This is a genomic window from Bacillus sp. TSO22 (assembly GCF_020223595.1).
Taxonomy (GTDB): Bacteria; Bacillota; Bacilli; order Bacillales; family Bacillaceae; genus Bacillus; species Bacillus inaquosorum.
In genome coordinates this window covers 1-15,666 of record NZ_JAHAWO010000005.1, presented here as the reverse complement: position 1 = coordinate 15,666, position 15,666 = coordinate 1, and the positions used below count along the sequence as shown (strand labels likewise).

Below are 15,666 nucleotides of genomic sequence, written 5' to 3'. Positions count from 1 at the left end.
AGCGAAGAGGTCACACCCGTTCCCATACCGAACACGGAAGTTAAGCTCTTCAGCGCCGATGGTAGTCGGGGGTTTCCCCCTGTGAGAGTAGGACGCCGCCAAGCATGGTAAAACCCAGCTCATTGAGATGGGTTTTTTTGTTTGTCAAAATTGAAGAAGAAATTGTAAAGCGTATGTCGGAAATTTCTTTTCTGTCACTAATAAAAACTGCTGTATTAGCACGTAATCATCGCTTATATGCTGTGTTAACAACTCATACCACCATTCCGTTTCATACCTCGCAATCATCCCTATGTTGTACAAAATTAGATAATGAACTGCCATTTCAGGAAGTCTAAGAAATTGCTCTCTTTGAGAAGGGATATAATATTGGTTCTTACCCAGGTCATACAACAAACTGGTTGATGTCCATGGCTTCATGTCTTGCGATGAAATTTCAAACAGCAGCTCGTTTTCATTTTTCTTTTCAAAAGACCATTGAAAATGGTGGGACATATATTCGGCAAATCTTGCATCAGACATTTTATAATTGATGACCACATCCTCTGGTACAGAAATCCTGTTCTTCTCCTTCTCGACTTTTGTCATAAAACGTTCTTTCTGCTGAAAATAGAAAGTATCACTTAGTTCTGGAATCGCCATTAATAATTTTTTCATGGTGTACCGTTCATCTACTATATCCGATTGGCCGAATAAGTGTTTCATGAAATGTATGCATAGGCCGTTCCGTTGTATTTTTACTTCATCATCGCTAAAACAATAATTCTGTTTCTTTCGCTTTCTTGTTGTTACGCCATGTGCCAGTACTGATGTATGGCTTGGATAATGAGGATCCCGTGTAATTAGACATGCTTTGATAAGCTGTGCCATTCCGTAAAATAAAAGAATCGGTTTGATTTCTAATGGGGAATATGAGGCTTGTTTATAAAACGATTCGGCATGCTTTAAGAAATAAATAAACCGCTCACTGTTTTTAAAAGAGTTCTTTTTCGCATCGTCAATACCGTTTAAGATATACACTTTCTCTAGAAATTTCTGGGTTGATTCAACGGAATAAAATAGCGCTAAGTCTTTCCACTCATGATATGTCATATGTATTTCTTAATCCTTTCCGTTATCTAAATATTTCAACTCTTTCCCGCTTCCTTGACATGCTCTTGGCTAGTTGATAATCTACATATAATATTTTGCCGAAAAGAGGGGGATTTACTAATGTGGGAAAGTAAATTTTCAAAAGAAGGCTTAACGTTTGACGATGTGCTGCTTGTACCAGCTAAGTCAGAGGTACTTCCGCGTGATGTGGATTTATCTGTAGAACTTACAAAAACGTTAAAGCTAAATATTCCTGTCATCAGCGCAGGTATGGACACTGTAACAGAATCAGCAATGGCAATTGCAATGGCTAGACAGGGCGGCTTGGGCATCATTCATAAAAATATGTCCATTGAACAGCAGGCTGAACAAGTTGATAAAGTAAAGCGTTCTGAGCGCGGCGTTATCACAAATCCCTTCTTTTTAACTCCTGATCACCAAGTATTTGATGCGGAGCACTTGATGGGTAAATACAGAATTTCCGGTGTTCCGATTGTAGATAACGAAGAAGACCAAAAGCTTGTAGGAATTATTACAAACCGTGATCTTCGTTTTATTTCTGACTACTCAATGAAAATCAGCGATGTCATGACGAAAGAAGAGCTTGTTACTGCACCTGTAGGAACGACTCTGGATGAAGCTGAAAAGATTTTGCAGAAACATAAAATTGAAAAGCTTCCTCTCGTTGATGACCAGAATAAATTAAAAGGTCTTATCACAATTAAAGACATTGAAAAAGTCATTGAGTTCCCGAACTCATCTAAAGACATCCACGGCCGCCTGATCGTTGGTGCGGCAGTTGGCGTAACTGGCGATACAATGACTCGCGTCAAAAAGCTTGTTGAAGCCAATGTTGATGTTATTGTTATCGATACAGCTCACGGACATTCTCAAGGCGTATTAAACACAGTAACAAAGATCCGTGAAACATATCCTGAATTAAACATTATTGCTGGAAACGTGGCAACAGCTGAAGCGACAAGAGCGCTTATCGAAGCTGGGGCAGATGTTGTCAAAGTTGGAATCGGACCTGGTTCAATTTGTACAACACGTGTGGTAGCAGGTGTCGGTGTTCCGCAGATCACAGCAATTTATGATTGTGCGACTGAAGCAAGGAAACACGGCAAAACAATCATCGCAGACGGCGGAATTAAATTCTCTGGCGATATCACTAAAGCATTGGCAGCCGGCGGACATGCTGTTATGCTTGGAAGCTTGCTTGCAGGTACGTCAGAAAGCCCTGGTGAAACTGAAATCTACCAAGGCAGAAGATTTAAAGTATACCGCGGCATGGGATCGGTTGCTGCAATGGAAAAAGGAAGTAAAGATCGTTACTTCCAAGAAGAAAACAAAAAATTCGTTCCTGAAGGAATTGAAGGACGCACACCTTACAAAGGACCAGTTGAAGAAACTGTTTATCAGCTAGTCGGCGGACTTCGTTCTGGTATGGGATATTGCGGATCCAAAGATCTCCGAGCTTTAAGAGAAGAAGCTCAGTTCATCCGCATGACTGGCGCAGGGCTTCGTGAAAGCCATCCGCATGACGTACAGATTACAAAAGAATCTCCGAACTATACAATTTCATAATAAATTGTTACAAATTAAAAACATTTGACAGGGTCTCTGACTCTGTCTATTTTTTTTATACTGATTATGATAAAATTTATACTGTTGTGCATTGAAAATGTCCTTAACGGCTTAATTATAGATGAAGAAAATGAAATACGGAGGTCGTACGATTGAACATCAAGAAATGTAAACAGTTATTGATGTCATTGGTTGTGTTAACACTAGCTGTCACTTGTCTGGCTCCAATGTCAAAAGCAAAAGCAGCCAGTGATCCAATTGATGTCAATGCATCAGCTGCTATTATGATCGAAGCTTCTTCAGGTAAAATTTTGTACAGTAAAAATGCAGATCAGAGACTGCCAATTGCCAGCATGACAAAAATGATGACAGAGTATCTGTTATTAGAAGCAATTGATGAAGGTAAAGTGAAATGGGACCAAACCTATACGCCTGATGACTATGTGTATGAGATTTCCCAAGATAACAGCTTATCAAACGTTCCTCTTCGGAAAGACGGGAAATACACGGTAAAAGAACTATATCAAGCTACAGCAATTTATTCTGCAAATGCCGCGGCTATCGCGATTGCGGAAGTCGTTGCGGGCAGTGAAACTAAGTTTGTTGAAAAAATGAATGCAAAAGCGAAAGAACTAGGCTTAACAGATTACAAATTTGTTAACGCAACAGGTCTTGAAAACAAAGATCTTCACGGGCAGCAGCCTGAGGGGACAAGCGCAGATGAAGAAAGTGAAGTTTCTGCTAAGGACATGGCGATTCTTGCGGATCACTTGATTACTGACTACCCTGAGATTCTGGAGACTTCCAGTATCGCTAAAACAAAGTTCAGAAAAGGCACTGATGATGAAATGGACATGCCGAACTGGAACTTCATGCTGAAAGGGCTCGTTAGTGAGTATAAAAAAGCGACTGTAGACGGACTGAAAACAGGCTCTACTGACTCTGCGGGTTCATGCTTCACAGGAACAGCTGAACTCAATGGAATGCGTGTTATTACTGTTGTATTAAACGCAAAAGGCAACCTACATACAGGCCGTTTCGATGAAACGAAAAAAATGTTCGATTATGCTTTCGACAATTTCTCCATGAAAGAAATTTATGCTGAAGGCGATCAAGTAAAAGGCCATAAAACGATTTCAGTTGATAAGGGTAAAGAGAAAGAAGTAGGCATTGTAACAAACAAGGCGTTCTCTCTTCCTGTCAAAAATGGCGAAGAAAAGAATTACAAAGCGAAAGTTACACTAAATAAAGACATCTTAACTGCTCCTGTAAAAAAAGGAACGAAGGTTGGGAAACTGACTGCAGAATATACAGGTGATGAAAAGGATTACGGATTCCTTAACAGCAATCTAGCTGGCGTAGACCTTGTTACAAAAGAAAATGTAGAAAAAGCAAACTGGTTTGTTCTGACAATGCGCAGTATCGGCGGATTTTTCGCCGGCATTTGGGGAAGTATTGTTGATACGGTAACCGGCTGGTTTTAATCAATTGAAAGAGCTCTGATGTATGTTAGGGCTCTTTCGCTTAATATACTGAAAAAACCCAATTTTTAATAAAAAATGATTTTCAAAGCGCTAAAAACCGAATAAAATGATATATATCCATATGAATTATTGGATTTCTAGGATACAATAAGGATTAGAAATCATACACTATACCTTGATTAGGGGGACCAAGAAATGGCTCAAACAGGTACTGAACGCGTAAAACGTGGAATGGCAGAAATGCAAAAAGGCGGCGTCATCATGGACGTCATCAATGCGGAACAAGCGAAAATTGCTGAAGAGGCTGGAGCTGTCGCTGTAATGGCGCTAGAACGTGTACCAGCTGATATTCGCGCGGCTGGAGGAGTTGCCCGTATGGCTGACCCTACAATCGTGGAAGAAGTAATGAATGCAGTATCTATCCCGGTAATGGCAAAAGCGCGTATCGGACATATTGTTGAAGCGCGTGTGCTTGAAGCTATGGGTGTTGACTATATTGATGAAAGTGAAGTTCTGACTCCGGCTGACGAAGAATTTCATTTAAATAAAAATGAATACACAGTTCCTTTCGTCTGCGGCTGCCGTGATCTCGGTGAAGCAACACGCCGTATTGCTGAAGGTGCTTCTATGCTTCGTACGAAAGGCGAGCCTGGAACAGGCAACATTGTTGAAGCTGTTCGCCATATGCGCAAAGTAAACGCACAAGTGCGCAAAGTAGTTGCGATGAGTGATGATGAATTAATGACAGAAGCGAAAAACTTAGGTGCTCCTTACGAGCTTCTTGTGCAAATTAAAAGAGACGGTAAGCTTCCTGTCGTTAACTTTGCCGCTGGCGGCGTAGCCACTCCTGCTGATGCTGCTCTCATGATGCAGCTTGGTGCTGACGGAGTATTTGTTGGTTCTGGTATTTTCAAATCAGACAACCCTGCTAAGTTTGCGAAAGCAATTGTGGAAGCAACAACTCACTACACTGATTACAAATTGATCGCTGAGCTTTCAAAAGAGCTTGGTACTGCAATGAAAGGGATTGAAATCTCAAACTTACTTCCAGAACAGCGTATGCAAGAACGCGGCTGGTAAGAATATAGGAGTGCTGCTGACATGTTAACAATAGGAGTATTAGGACTTCAAGGAGCAGTTAGAGAGCATATCCAGGCAATTGAAGCATGCGGCGCGGCTGGTCTTGTCGTTAAACGTCCGGAGCAGCTGAACGAAATCGATGGGTTAATTTTGCCGGGCGGTGAGAGTACGACGATGCGCCGTTTGATTGATACGTATCAATTCATGGAGCCGCTTCGTGAATTTGCTGCTCAGGGAAAACCGATGTTTGGGACATGCGCCGGATTAATTATATTAGCAAAAGAAATTGCTGGCTCAGATAATCCTCATTTAGGTCTGCTGAATGTGGTTGTTGAACGCAATTCGTTTGGCCGGCAGGTTGACAGCTTTGAAGCTGATTTAACAATCAAAGGCCTGGACGAGCCTTTTACAGGGGTATTCATCCGTGCGCCGCATATTTTAGAAGCTGGTGAAAATGTTGAAGTTCTTTCGGAGCATAATGGTCGTATTGTAGCTGCTAAACAGGATCAATTCCTGGGCTGCTCGTTCCATCCGGAGCTGACAGAAGATCACCGAGTGACACAGCTGTTTGTTCAAATGGTTGAGGAATACAAGCAAAAAGCACTTGTATAAAACAGTTGAAAGCTGTGGAAACTTATAGTACATTATAAGCACAAATAAAGATCGAAAAGCGTTGATAGGAACTAGTAGGAAGCCTCTCTTTCTAAGAGAGCCGATGGTTGGTGCGAATCGGTGAAAGATGCTGTCTGAATCCATCCTTGAGCGAAATGCTGAAATAAGTAGGCATTTACGGGATAACCGTTATGTGTGAAAGTGGAAAGCGAGTCTTTGACTTGTTTTCAATCAGGGTGGCAACGCGAGAGCTCTCGTCCCTTTATGGGGATGAGGGCTCTTTTTATTTTCGACAAATTCAATAAAAGGAGTGTTTCGCATGCTTGATACGAAAATGCTGAGAGCAAATTTTCAAGAAATTAAGGCAAAGCTTGTACACAAAGGCGAAGACTTAACTGATTTTGATAAGTTTGAGGCGCTGGACGATAGACGAAGAGAGCTTATCGGTAAAGTTGAAGAGTTAAAAGGAAAACGAAATGAAGTATCTCAGCAGGTTGCTGTGCTGAAGCGTGAGAAAAAAGACGCGGATCACATTATTAAAGAAATGCGTGAAGTGGGCGAGGAAATTAAAAAACTTGATGAAGAATTAAGAACAGTGGAATCTGAGCTTGATACCATTCTTCTTTCAATTCCAAATATTCCGCATGAGTCTGTCCCTGTCGGTGAAACAGAAGACGACAACATAGAAGTGCGTAAATGGGGTGAAAAGCCTTCATTTGCTTACGAGCCGAAACCGCACTGGGATATTGCAGATGAGCTGGGTATTCTTGATTTTGAACGTGCTGCAAAGGTAACAGGAAGCCGTTTCGTGTTCTATAAAGGTTTAGGTGCTCGTCTGGAGCGTGCGCTTTATAACTTTATGCTTGATTTGCATGTAGATGAGTATAACTATACTGAAGTGATCCCGCCTTATATGGTAAACCGCGCAAGCATGACGGGAACGGGGCAGCTTCCTAAATTCGAAGAGGATGCGTTTAAAATCAGAGAAGAAGATTACTTCTTAATTCCGACTGCGGAAGTACCGATTACAAACATGCATCGCGATGAAATCCTTTCAGGTGACAGCCTGCCGATTAACTATGCGGCATTCAGTGCCTGCTTCCGTTCTGAAGCTGGTTCAGCAGGGCGCGATACACGCGGATTAATCCGTCAGCACCAATTTAATAAAGTTGAGCTTGTGAAGTTTGTAAAGCCTGAAGATTCTTATGAAGAATTAGAGAAGCTTACAAACCAAGCAGAACGAGTTCTTCAGCTGCTTGAGCTTCCGTACCGTGTCATGAGCATGTGTACGGGTGATCTAGGCTTTACGGCTGCGAAAAAATACGATATCGAAGTTTGGATTCCAAGCCAAGACACATATCGTGAAATCTCTTCTTGCAGCAACTTCGAAGCGTTCCAGGCAAGACGTGCGAACATTCGTTTCAGACGTGAAGCGAAAGGCAAGCCAGAGCATGTACACACACTGAATGGTTCAGGTCTGGCGGTTGGAAGAACAGTTGCCGCTATCTTAGAAAATTATCAGCAGGAAGACGGAAGCGTTGTTGTTCCAAAAGTACTTCGCCCTTATATGGGAAATAGAGAAGTAATAAAACCATAAAATTGTGAAAAGGTGTGCCTGACCAGGTGCGCCTTTTTGCCTGTGTAGACAGGACACTTTTATAAAAACAAAAAAAGTTTTTAAAAATGCTTGACCATATGAGAACATTCATGATATAGTAAGTCTTGTCGATACGGAGGAATACCCAAGTCCGGCTGAAGGGATCGGTCTTGAAAACCGACAGGGGTGTCAAAGCCCGCGGGGGTTCGAATCCCTCTTCCTCCGCCATATTGATTTTAATCTAATGAAACACAAGCATATATTGGAGATTGTTTTGTCCGTTGCGTTCGGTGCAGCGGATTTTTTATTATAATGAAAAAGTGAATCTCAGTTGAGATTCACTTTTTTTGATTTTCATGAATAACTGAAGCGATTTGATCTACTATGTTTTCGATCGAGCTTTCGTCGTTCAGCAGATCGTAATCCTCAATGCGAAGCTTTAGAACAGGGCAGGCGTTAAAACCGCTTATCCAGTTTTCATATCGTGTATGCATTTCTTCCCAATAAGATCGGCTTGTCTGAAGCTCCATTTCACGGCCGCGTTCTTCAATTCGGTTTAAAATGTTTTCCAGATCTCCTTCTAAATAAATCAATACATCTGGGTGTGGGAAATACGGTGTCATCACCATTGCTTCGAAAAGGCTTGTGTAAGTTTTATAATCAGTCTTTGACATTGTCCCTTTGTCAGCATGCATTTTCGCGAAAATACCTGTGTCTTCATAAATAGAACGATCCTGTACAAATCCTCCGCCGGCTTCAAAAATCGTTTTCTGTTCTTTGAATCGCTCAGCTAAGAAATAGATTTGCAGGTGAAAGCTCCAACGCTCAAAATCATGATAGAACTTTTCTAAGTATGGATTATGATCGACTTCCTCCAGAGAGGTTTTAAATCCAAGCCGTTTAGCCAAAGCTTTTGTTAAAGTCGATTTTCCGACACCTACTGTTCCTGCTACTGTGATAATTGAATTTTTAGGGATATGATGTTCCTTCATACGATAAGCTCCTTTACATGGGCGGCAATGCGTTCAAAGTCGCTCTTATTCAAAACGAAATCTTTAGAATCGCCATCTATGGTTAACACTGTTAGTTCAGGATCTGATTCCTGCAGCTGTTTGATGGCGACTTCATAATCTGCGATCAGCTGCTCTAAATAGCTTGTTTCAATTTTTTTCTCAAAGGGGCGTCCGCGTTTTTCAATGCGGTGTAACAATGTGGGCAGACTAGCCTTTATGTAAATGATGAAATTCGGCTTTGGCAGATCATCCGTTAGCAGGTGATAAATCTTTTTATATTTTTCCAGTTGATGCTGAGACAGGGTACGTTCCGCAAAAATCACATTTTTATAAATGTGATAATCAGCTATCACAGGCTGTCCCTTTTTTAAAAAGTGATCACTGGTGTCTTCAAGCTGTTTGTATCTGTGACAAAGAAAAAACATTTCAAGCTGGAAGCTCCATTCCTCTATATTGTCATAAAACTTATCAAGGTACGGGTTATCCTCAACAATCTCACTAATCATAGGGAATCCAAATTCTTGTGAGAGCATCGTCGCGAGGGTAGTTTTTCCTGCCCCGATAGGACCTTCTATTGCAATAAAAGGGGCTGTATTCATCGGAATCCTCCTTATTTCTGAAAAACGTTCGTCAGTTACCGACCTTCATATTGTATCACAACCCTTGGGCGCCCCCATGAAAAAAAGACGTTTCCAAATTATCGAAACGTCTTTTTGACAATATTAAATTGATCAGACAGCAACAGCCAGTTTTGCGGGAAGGAAAGACCCAGCTTCCAATAGCTGATGCCTCTTAAATTCAGCTCTTTAATCAAATTGAATTTTGCTTGGATCGAGCGGGCATCCTCGAACCATACCTCGTGTCTTCTGTTTTCTGCATCAGTATAGCGGAAGAAAGGGGCTTGAGCGGTTTGGTCATACTGAATTTCTGCATTGTTTTGATCGGCAATGACAATGGCTTGCTGAGGGCTTATTGCTCTTGCCGGAGTTCCGCCAGCTGTATATGGCAGCGTCCAGTCATACCCATATAAATTCTGGCCCATGACAATTTTATTCGCAGGCATTTCAGTCAAAGCATATTCTATGACATCCCGAACAGGCCCGATTGGTGAAACGGCTTGAGCCGGCCCACCGCTATAGCCCCATTCATATGTCATGAGAACAACAAAGTCGACAATTTGGCCATGGGCTCTGTAATCATGGGCTTCGTACCATCTGCCCTGCTGTGTTGCGCTTGTTTTTGGGGCAAGCGCTGTAGAAATTTCTAAGCCTTCTCGATGGAAAAGATCCGTTGCTTCACGGAGAAATTGATTATAGGCTTCTCTATCCTGAGGCCGCAAATATTCAAAGTCAAAATGAATATCATAGAAACCATATCTTTTTGCATTCTCGACTATTTCATTTAAAAGTCTTCTTTTTACAGTATCGTCGTTCAAAAGGATCCGGCCGAGTTCATCGCTGAATGCCTGGTTTTCTAGGTTCGTTATAATCATCATCAATGCCGTGTTTTGATTCTCTGCAATGCTTCTTAAATTCGTTAAAGGCGGTGCGACTAAGGTTCCGTCACGCTGTGCCTGGAAACTGAATGCGCCAAGGTACGTTAAGTAGGGCGACGCTTCTCTGGCCGCCTGCTGGAGATTTTCGCTGACTTGATTTCCGCGGGGTTCCAAATAAGCATTTGATTCGATGTCTCGTTTAGGAACGGGAGGGATGTATAAGCGGAAACCAATCTGCAGCACGGTATTTAACTGGATTCGGTTAACCCTGGCAAGCTCGGCTGCCGTTGTATTGAACCGCCGTGCGATGGATGTCAGGGTATCACCTTGTTGAACATCATAGAACTGGCCGGCTATTGGAATGACAATGGTTTGTCCGACAACAAGGCTGTCGGGATTCGGTATTTCATTCGTTTCTGTGATTTCACTTACAGTTGTTCTGTATTGTGAAGCGATAGCAGAAAGAGTGTCGCCTTGTTTCACCACATAAATTTGAATGAAAAACGCCTCCTTTCATATCGCTATCCAATGTATGAAAGAAAAACGCTGATCATGTTTATTTTTCTGTAATTTGTTCCTCGGTCGTAATTTCTGCGAAAAGAACATTCTCCATCATGGTCAAGGCAAATTCGTTGTCTTCGTCACGATTTGAGGCGATACAGTCCTTAGGAATCGTGATGCTGTATTCCCTCATGTAAGCGTCATTAGCGGTAAACAGCACGCATATGTTACCGGCTATACCTGTTAAGACAATATGCTTCACCTGCAATTCGGTAAGGAGAGTGTGAAGTGCTGTTTCGTAAAAGGCGGAATGCTTCGGTTTAATTAAAAAATAATCAGCATCTTCCGGAGCTATTTTTCTGATGATATCCTTGCTTTTTTCATTCGTGCATTCTTGCTGAATATTTTTAATATCAGCTTGCCAAAGTCCGTAATGATCATTAATGTAAATAATTGGCCAGTTATTTTGTCTCGCATGCTCCTTTAATGATAAAATGTAAGGAACGATTTTTTCTGTTTTTTTAGCGAGGCTTTCTCCCATATCGAATTCAAAATTATTGATCATGTCTACAATGAGAAGAGCTGTGTCTGCTTTGGACAATCGACAGTCTCCTTTCCGTTTCAGTTATAGTTAATATGTAGCCTTTTTAGGCAATGAAAAAACTTTGAAAAGAGAGCTTATCGTTATGACACAAGATGAACTTTATATGAAAGAAGCAATTAAAGAAGCGAAAAAAGCTGAAGAGAAAGGTGAAGTGCCAATCGGCGCCGTGCTTGTCGTCAATGATGAAATCGTAGCGCGTGCACATAATTTAAGAGAGACGGAGCAGCGGTCAATCGCTCATGCGGAAATGCTTGTGATTGATGAAGCGTGTAAGGCGCTGGGAACGTGGCGGCTGGAGGGGGCAACTCTTTATGTGACGCTTGAGCCTTGTCCGATGTGTGCTGGTGCCGTCGTGCTTTCTCGAGTGGAAAAAGTGGTATTTGGTGCATTTGACCCTAAAGGCGGCTGTTCAGGCACGCTCATGAACCTTTTGCAGGAAGAGCGCTTTAACCACCAGGCTGAAGTGGTGAGCGGGGTGCTTGAGGAGGAATGCGGAGGAATGCTCAGTTCGTTTTTTAGAGAACTGCGAAAAAAGAAGAAAGCCTTCAGGAAAAACTTGTCTGAGTAGTCCGGTTGCAATTTTTAGGGGGAAACGATATACTTATGTATGCATCGCAATAGATGCGATATAAAATTTGATATTTATTTTGCCGTGCTAAGCGGGGAGGTAGCGGTGCCCTGTACCTGCAATCCGCTCTAGCAGGGCCGAATCCCTTCTCGAGGTTCGTTTACTTTAAGGTCTGCCTTAAGTAAGTGGTGTTGACGTTTGGGTCCTGCGCAATGGGAATTCATGAACCATGTCAGGTCCGGAAGGAAGCAGCATTAAGTGAAACCTCTCATGTGCCGCAGGGTTGCCTGGGCCGAGCTAACTGCTTAAGTAACGCTTAGGGTAGCGAATCGACAGAAGGTGCACGGTAAATCAATCATCAAATTTTCAGACTCACCTATCATTAGGTGAGTTTTTTGTTATGTAAAAAGAGCTTTTGGAATCGAAACAAGGTTCATGTATAATGGGAATGATGAATAACGGAGGAGGGCAAACCCGTGAGTTACCAAGCTTTATATCGAGTATTCAGGCCTCAGCGCTTTGAAGATGTGGTTGGACAAGAACACATTACAAAAACGCTGCAAAATGCCCTTTTGCAAAAAAAGTTTTCTCACGCCTATCTGTTTTCCGGGCCAAGAGGAACGGGAAAAACCAGTGCAGCCAAAATATTTGCCAAGGCTGTCAACTGTGAACATGCTCCTGTTGATGAGCCATGCAACGAATGTGCGGCCTGTAAAGGGATAACAAACGGGTCAATATCCGATGTCATAGAAATTGACGCCGCTTCAAACAACGGTGTTGATGAGATTCGTGACATTCGCGATAAAGTGAAGTTTGCCCCGTCGGCCGTCACATATAAGGTATATATCATAGATGAGGTACATATGCTTTCTATCGGCGCCTTTAATGCTTTGCTAAAAACATTAGAAGAGCCGCCCGAGCATTGTATTTTCATTTTAGCAACAACCGAACCGCACAAAATTCCTTTAACCATTATCTCCAGATGTCAGCGTTTTGATTTTAAACGAATTACATCCCAAGCGATTGTCGGATGTATGAATAAAATCGTTGATGCCGAACAGCTGCAAGTGGAAGAGGGATCACTTGATATCATTGCAAGTGCTGCAGATGGCGGTATGAGGGATGCTTTGAGCCTTCTTGATCAGGCGGTATCATTCAGCGGTGATGTCCTGAAAGTCGAGGATGCGCTTTTGATTACGGGAGCTGTTTCTCAATTATATATAGGAAAGCTTGCACAATCCCTGCATGATAAAAACGTTTCTGACGCACTGGAAACATTAAATGAACTGCTTCAGCAAGGGAAAGATCCGGCTAAGCTGATAGAGGATATGATTTTCTATTTCAGGGACATGCTGCTGTACAAAACAGCCCCTGGCTTAGAAGGGGTGCTTGAAAAAGTAAAAGTTGATGAAACGTTCCGGGGACTAAGCGAACAAATTCCGGCACAGGCCATATATGAAATGATTGATATTCTGAACAAGAGCCACCAAGAAATGAAATGGACAAATCATCCCCGTATCTTTTTTGAAGTGGCAGTGGTGAAGATTTGTCAAACGTCTCATCAATCAACTGCTGACCTGCCTGAAGTCGATATGCTGATGAAAAAAATTCAGCAGCTCGAGCAGGAAGTGGAGCGGCTTAAAACAACGGGTATCAAAGCAGCGGCGGAAAGCCCGAAAAAAGAAACGCCGCGTGTGCCAAAGGGCGGGAAATCCAATTACAAAGCACCAGTAGGCAGAATTCATGAAATTCTAAAGGAAGCTACGAGACCGGATCTTGACCTGCTCAGAAACAGCTGGGGCAAGCTTCTTGCTCATCTCAAACAGCAAAACAAAGTGTCACATGCCGCTTTGCTGAATGACAGTGAACCTGTGGCAGCCGCCTCAGCGGCATTTGTTCTGAAATTCAAATATGAAATTCATTGTAAAATGGTCGCCGAGGATAATAACGGAGTCCGGACCAATCTTGAGCAGATTTTAGAATCGATGCTCGGAAAAAGAATGGATTTGATTGGCGTTCCAGAAGAACAATGGGGTAAAATAAGAGAAGAATTTTTAGTAGATCATCAGCAGGAAAATGAAGGATCAAATGAACCGGCTGAAGAAGACCCGCTGATTGCCGAGGCGAAAAAGCTTGTCGGAGCGGATTTAATTGAAATAAAAGACTAACAAAATGAAAGAGAGTGAATGCTATGCGTGGCGGAATGGGAAATATGCAAAAAATGATGAAACAAATGCAAAAAATGCAAAAGGACATGGCGAAGGCTCAAGAAGAGCTTGCAGAAAAGGTTGTTGAAGGAACTGCGGGCGGCGGTATGGTAACAGTAAAAGCAAACGGCCAAAAAGAAATCCTGGATGTCATCATTAAAGAGGAAGTCGTTGATCCGGAAGATATCGACATGCTTCAAGATTTAGTGCTTGCTGCAACGAATGAAGCTTTGAAAAAAGTTGACGAGATCACAAACGAAACAATGGGTCAATTTACAAAGGGAATGAACATGCCAGGTTTATTCTAGGGGGATAAAAGAACATGCAATATCCTGAACCAATATCAAAGCTGATTGACAGCTTTATGAAATTGCCAGGGATCGGACCGAAAACAGCGGTTCGTCTGGCTTTTTTTGTTCTAGGTATGAAAGAAGATGTGGTATTAGATTTTGCGAAAGCATTAGTAAATGCGAAACGCAACCTGACATATTGTTCAGTTTGCGGGCATATTACAGATCAGGACCCTTGCTATATATGTGAAGATACGCGCAGGGATAAGTCTATTATCTGTGTTGTGCAAGACCCTAAGGATGTTATCGCTATGGAGAAAATGAAGGAATACAATGGACAGTATCACGTTCTCCACGGCGCCATTTCTCCAATGGACGGCATCGGACCGGAGGATATTAAAATACCAGAATTGTTAAAACGATTACAGGATGATCAAGTGACAGAAGTGATTCTCGCGACAAACCCTAATATAGAAGGGGAAGCAACGGCGATGTATATATCAAGGCTCCTGAAGCCGTCTGGTATTAAGCTCTCCCGTATTGCCCACGGACTGCCCGTCGGCGGCGATTTGGAATATGCGGATGAGGTCACTCTTTCTAAAGCACTTGAAGGAAGACGTGAATTGTAAGGAGGAAAAAGCGATCCATGGGTTTTCTTCGCAAGAAAACATTGAGAAGAGAGTTTGATGAAAAACTAACCGAGCAGCTTTTTAAGCAAAAGGAAGAGTGGAACAGGCAGAAAAAGCTGGTTGAAAAAAGCTTAGAACCGTCTGCTGAAGTGTTATACGAACTAAAAGTAGCTGAAGCAAAGTATTTTTTTTACTTGAGGGAAGCAAAGCAGCGAAATTTAAAAATCAGCAGGTGGAAGTAAGTGGTCTAAACTCCTGGATCTTCTCATAAGCTTGTACTAGAACAAGCAAAGGAGATGAGAAGATTCATGGAGCCTATTTTTATTATAGGGATTATTTTAGGACTGGTTATTCTTCTTTTTTTATCAGGTTCAGCAGCAAAGCCTTTAAAGTGGATTGGCATTACAGCTGTTAAATTTGTTGCAGGTGCTTTGCTGCTGGTTTGTGTAAATATGTTTGGCGGCAGTCTTGGCATTCATGTGCCAATTAATATTGTCACTACAGCTATCAGCGGAATTTTAGGAATACCGGGAATAGCTGCGTTAGTTGTCATTAAGCAATTTATCATTTAATTGATATTATATATTGACTTTGATAGCCGAGGGTGTTATTCTAATATACGTCGCTGATGACGAATTACTTTTTTGAAAAGAAATCATTAAAAAGTTGTTGACGATAGCGATAGAAAATGTTATGATTATAAAGTCGCTTAAAGAGCGGCAACAAAGTTCTTTGAAAACTAAACAAGACAAAACGTACCTGTTAATTCATTTTTAAATAAATCGCACAGTGATGTGCGTAGTCAGTCAAACTACTTTATCGGAGAGTTTGATCCTGGCTCAGGACGAACGCTGGCGGCGTGCCTAATACATGCAAGTCGAGCGGACAGATGGGAGCTTGCTCCCTG

Annotated in this window: 16 protein-coding genes, 1 tRNA gene, 2 rRNA genes, 1 other RNA gene and 1 other annotated feature; of the genes, 15 read left to right on the top strand and 5 right to left on the bottom strand. The window is 42.0% G+C overall.

Features of this window, described 5'->3' with window-relative positions:
- Positions 1-104: ribosomal RNA gene (gene rrf, locus KHQ79_RS08870) — 5S ribosomal RNA — on the top strand; the annotation flags it as partial.
- A 40-nt stretch (positions 105-144) separates the two neighbouring features.
- Here the strand turns inward: rrf and KHQ79_RS08865 are convergent.
- Positions 145-1,092, bottom strand: a complete 948-nt coding sequence (locus tag KHQ79_RS08865) for a YaaC family protein (protein ID WP_225514886.1) — start codon at positions 1,090-1,092, stop codon at positions 145-147.
- 120 nt (positions 1,093-1,212) lie between these two features.
- Between KHQ79_RS08865 and guaB the strand changes: the two genes are divergently transcribed.
- The 6 genes from guaB to KHQ79_RS08835 all read left to right on the top strand — a co-directional run bounded on the left by guaB (position 1,213) and on the right by KHQ79_RS08835 (position 7,680).
- Positions 1,213-2,679 carry an IMP dehydrogenase gene (gene guaB, locus KHQ79_RS08860; RefSeq protein ID WP_003242365.1) on the top strand — a complete coding sequence of 489 codons (1,467 nt, stop codon included), beginning with the start codon at positions 1,213-1,215 and terminating at the stop codon, positions 2,677-2,679.
- A 152-nt stretch (positions 2,680-2,831) separates the two neighbouring features.
- Positions 2,832-4,163 carry a D-alanyl-D-alanine carboxypeptidase gene (gene dacA / locus KHQ79_RS08855; protein ID WP_225514884.1) on the top strand — a complete coding sequence of 444 codons (1,332 nt, stop codon included), beginning with the start codon at positions 2,832-2,834 and terminating at the stop codon, positions 4,161-4,163.
- Positions 4,164-4,358: 195 nt separating this feature from the next.
- On the top strand, positions 4,359-5,243 hold the full coding sequence (pdxS, locus tag KHQ79_RS08850; protein WP_003242369.1) for a pyridoxal 5'-phosphate synthase lyase subunit PdxS: 885 nt from the start codon (positions 4,359-4,361) through the stop codon (positions 5,241-5,243).
- Positions 5,244-5,264: 21 nt separating this feature from the next.
- On the top strand, positions 5,265-5,855 hold the full coding sequence (pdxT, locus tag KHQ79_RS08845; RefSeq protein WP_225514882.1) for a pyridoxal 5'-phosphate synthase glutaminase subunit PdxT: 591 nt from the start codon (positions 5,265-5,267) through the stop codon (positions 5,853-5,855).
- Between the two features lie 52 nt (positions 5,856-5,907).
- Positions 5,908-6,120: a binding site (T-box leader), on the top strand.
- A gap of 54 nt (positions 6,121-6,174) precedes the next feature.
- Positions 6,175-7,452 (top strand): serine--tRNA ligase, encoded by a 1,278-nt coding sequence (gene serS, locus KHQ79_RS08840; protein WP_133489388.1) that lies wholly within the window; start codon positions 6,175-6,177, stop codon positions 7,450-7,452.
- Between the two features lie 135 nt (positions 7,453-7,587).
- Positions 7,588-7,680 (top strand) — tRNA-Ser (locus tag KHQ79_RS08835).
- A 110-nt stretch (positions 7,681-7,790) separates the two neighbouring features.
- Here the strand turns inward: KHQ79_RS08835 and dck are convergent.
- The 4 genes from dck to KHQ79_RS08815 all read right to left on the bottom strand — a co-directional run bounded on the left by dck (position 7,791) and on the right by KHQ79_RS08815 (position 11,062).
- Positions 7,791-8,444: a deoxyadenosine/deoxycytidine kinase gene (gene dck / locus KHQ79_RS08830; RefSeq protein ID WP_225514880.1), complete on the bottom strand. Its 654-nt coding sequence runs from the start codon at positions 8,442-8,444 to the stop codon at positions 7,791-7,793.
- A complete protein-coding gene (gene dgk, locus KHQ79_RS08825; protein ID WP_225514878.1) occupies positions 8,441-9,064 on the bottom strand; it encodes a deoxyguanosine kinase in 624 nt (207 codons plus the stop codon). The genes dck and dgk overlap by 4 nt, the downstream gene beginning before the upstream one ends.
- A 98-nt stretch (positions 9,065-9,162) precedes the next feature.
- Positions 9,163-10,446, bottom strand: a complete 1,284-nt coding sequence (locus KHQ79_RS08820) for a glycoside hydrolase family 18 protein (protein WP_225514876.1) — start codon at positions 10,444-10,446, stop codon at positions 9,163-9,165.
- 70 nt (positions 10,447-10,516) lie between these two features.
- A complete protein-coding gene (locus KHQ79_RS08815; RefSeq protein ID WP_225514874.1) occupies positions 10,517-11,062 on the bottom strand; it encodes a cysteine hydrolase family protein in 546 nt (181 codons plus the stop codon).
- An 85-nt stretch (positions 11,063-11,147) separates the two neighbouring features.
- Between KHQ79_RS08815 and tadA the strand changes: the two genes are divergently transcribed.
- The 8 genes from tadA to KHQ79_RS08775 form a co-directional block, all read left to right on the top strand.
- Complete coding sequence (gene tadA, locus KHQ79_RS08810; RefSeq protein WP_003242382.1) at positions 11,148-11,633, top strand: tRNA adenosine(34) deaminase TadA; 486 nt, start codon at positions 11,148-11,150, stop codon at positions 11,631-11,633.
- 82 nt (positions 11,634-11,715) lie between these two features.
- Positions 11,716-11,980, top strand: an RNA gene (ffs, locus tag KHQ79_RS08805) — signal recognition particle sRNA large type.
- A gap of 129 nt (positions 11,981-12,109) precedes the next feature.
- A complete protein-coding gene (gene dnaX / locus KHQ79_RS08800) occupies positions 12,110-13,801 on the top strand; it encodes a DNA polymerase III subunit gamma/tau (protein WP_003242385.1) in 1,692 nt (563 codons plus the stop codon).
- A 23-nt stretch (positions 13,802-13,824) separates the two neighbouring features.
- Positions 13,825-14,148 (top strand): YbaB/EbfC family nucleoid-associated protein, encoded by a 324-nt coding sequence (locus KHQ79_RS08795; protein ID WP_003225427.1) that lies wholly within the window; start codon positions 13,825-13,827, stop codon positions 14,146-14,148.
- Between the two features lie 14 nt (positions 14,149-14,162).
- Entirely contained in the window at positions 14,163-14,759 is a 597-nt protein-coding gene (gene recR / locus KHQ79_RS08790) for a recombination protein RecR (protein ID WP_003242386.1), read from the top strand.
- A gap of 17 nt (positions 14,760-14,776) precedes the next feature.
- Positions 14,777-15,001: a YaaL family protein gene (locus KHQ79_RS08785; protein WP_003242387.1), complete on the top strand. Its 225-nt coding sequence runs from the start codon at positions 14,777-14,779 to the stop codon at positions 14,999-15,001.
- Positions 15,002-15,067: 66 nt separating this feature from the next.
- The gene (bofA, locus tag KHQ79_RS08780) at positions 15,068-15,331 is read left to right on the top strand and encodes a sigma-K factor-processing regulator BofA (protein ID WP_003242389.1); all 264 of its coding nucleotides are present in this window, start codon (positions 15,068-15,070) and stop codon (positions 15,329-15,331) included.
- A 244-nt stretch (positions 15,332-15,575) separates the two neighbouring features.
- Positions 15,576-15,666: ribosomal RNA gene (locus KHQ79_RS08775) — 16S ribosomal RNA — on the top strand; the annotation flags it as partial.

Coding starts and splice junctions, on each gene's coding strand:
- KHQ79_RS08865 (WP_225514886.1), bottom strand. CDS start 1,092: ATGACATATCATGAGTGGAAAGACTTAGCGCTATTTTATTCCGTTGAA.
- guaB (WP_003242365.1), top strand. CDS start 1,213: ATGTGGGAAAGTAAATTTTCAAAAGAAGGCTTAACGTTTGACGATGTG.
- pdxS (WP_003242369.1), top strand. CDS start 4,359: ATGGCTCAAACAGGTACTGAACGCGTAAAACGTGGAATGGCAGAAATG.
- pdxT (WP_225514882.1), top strand. CDS start 5,265: ATGTTAACAATAGGAGTATTAGGACTTCAAGGAGCAGTTAGAGAGCAT.
- serS (WP_133489388.1), top strand. CDS start 6,175: ATGCTTGATACGAAAATGCTGAGAGCAAATTTTCAAGAAATTAAGGCA.
- dck (WP_225514880.1), bottom strand. CDS start 8,444: ATGAAGGAACATCATATCCCTAAAAATTCAATTATCACAGTAGCAGGA.
- dgk (WP_225514878.1), bottom strand. CDS start 9,064: ATGAATACAGCCCCTTTTATTGCAATAGAAGGTCCTATCGGGGCAGGA.
- tadA (WP_003242382.1), top strand. CDS start 11,148: ATGACACAAGATGAACTTTATATGAAAGAAGCAATTAAAGAAGCGAAA.
- KHQ79_RS08795 (WP_003225427.1), top strand. CDS start 13,825: ATGCGTGGCGGAATGGGAAATATGCAAAAAATGATGAAACAAATGCAA.
- recR (WP_003242386.1), top strand. CDS start 14,163: ATGCAATATCCTGAACCAATATCAAAGCTGATTGACAGCTTTATGAAA.
- KHQ79_RS08785 (WP_003242387.1), top strand. CDS start 14,777: ATGGGTTTTCTTCGCAAGAAAACATTGAGAAGAGAGTTTGATGAAAAA.
- bofA (WP_003242389.1), top strand. CDS start 15,068: ATGGAGCCTATTTTTATTATAGGGATTATTTTAGGACTGGTTATTCTT.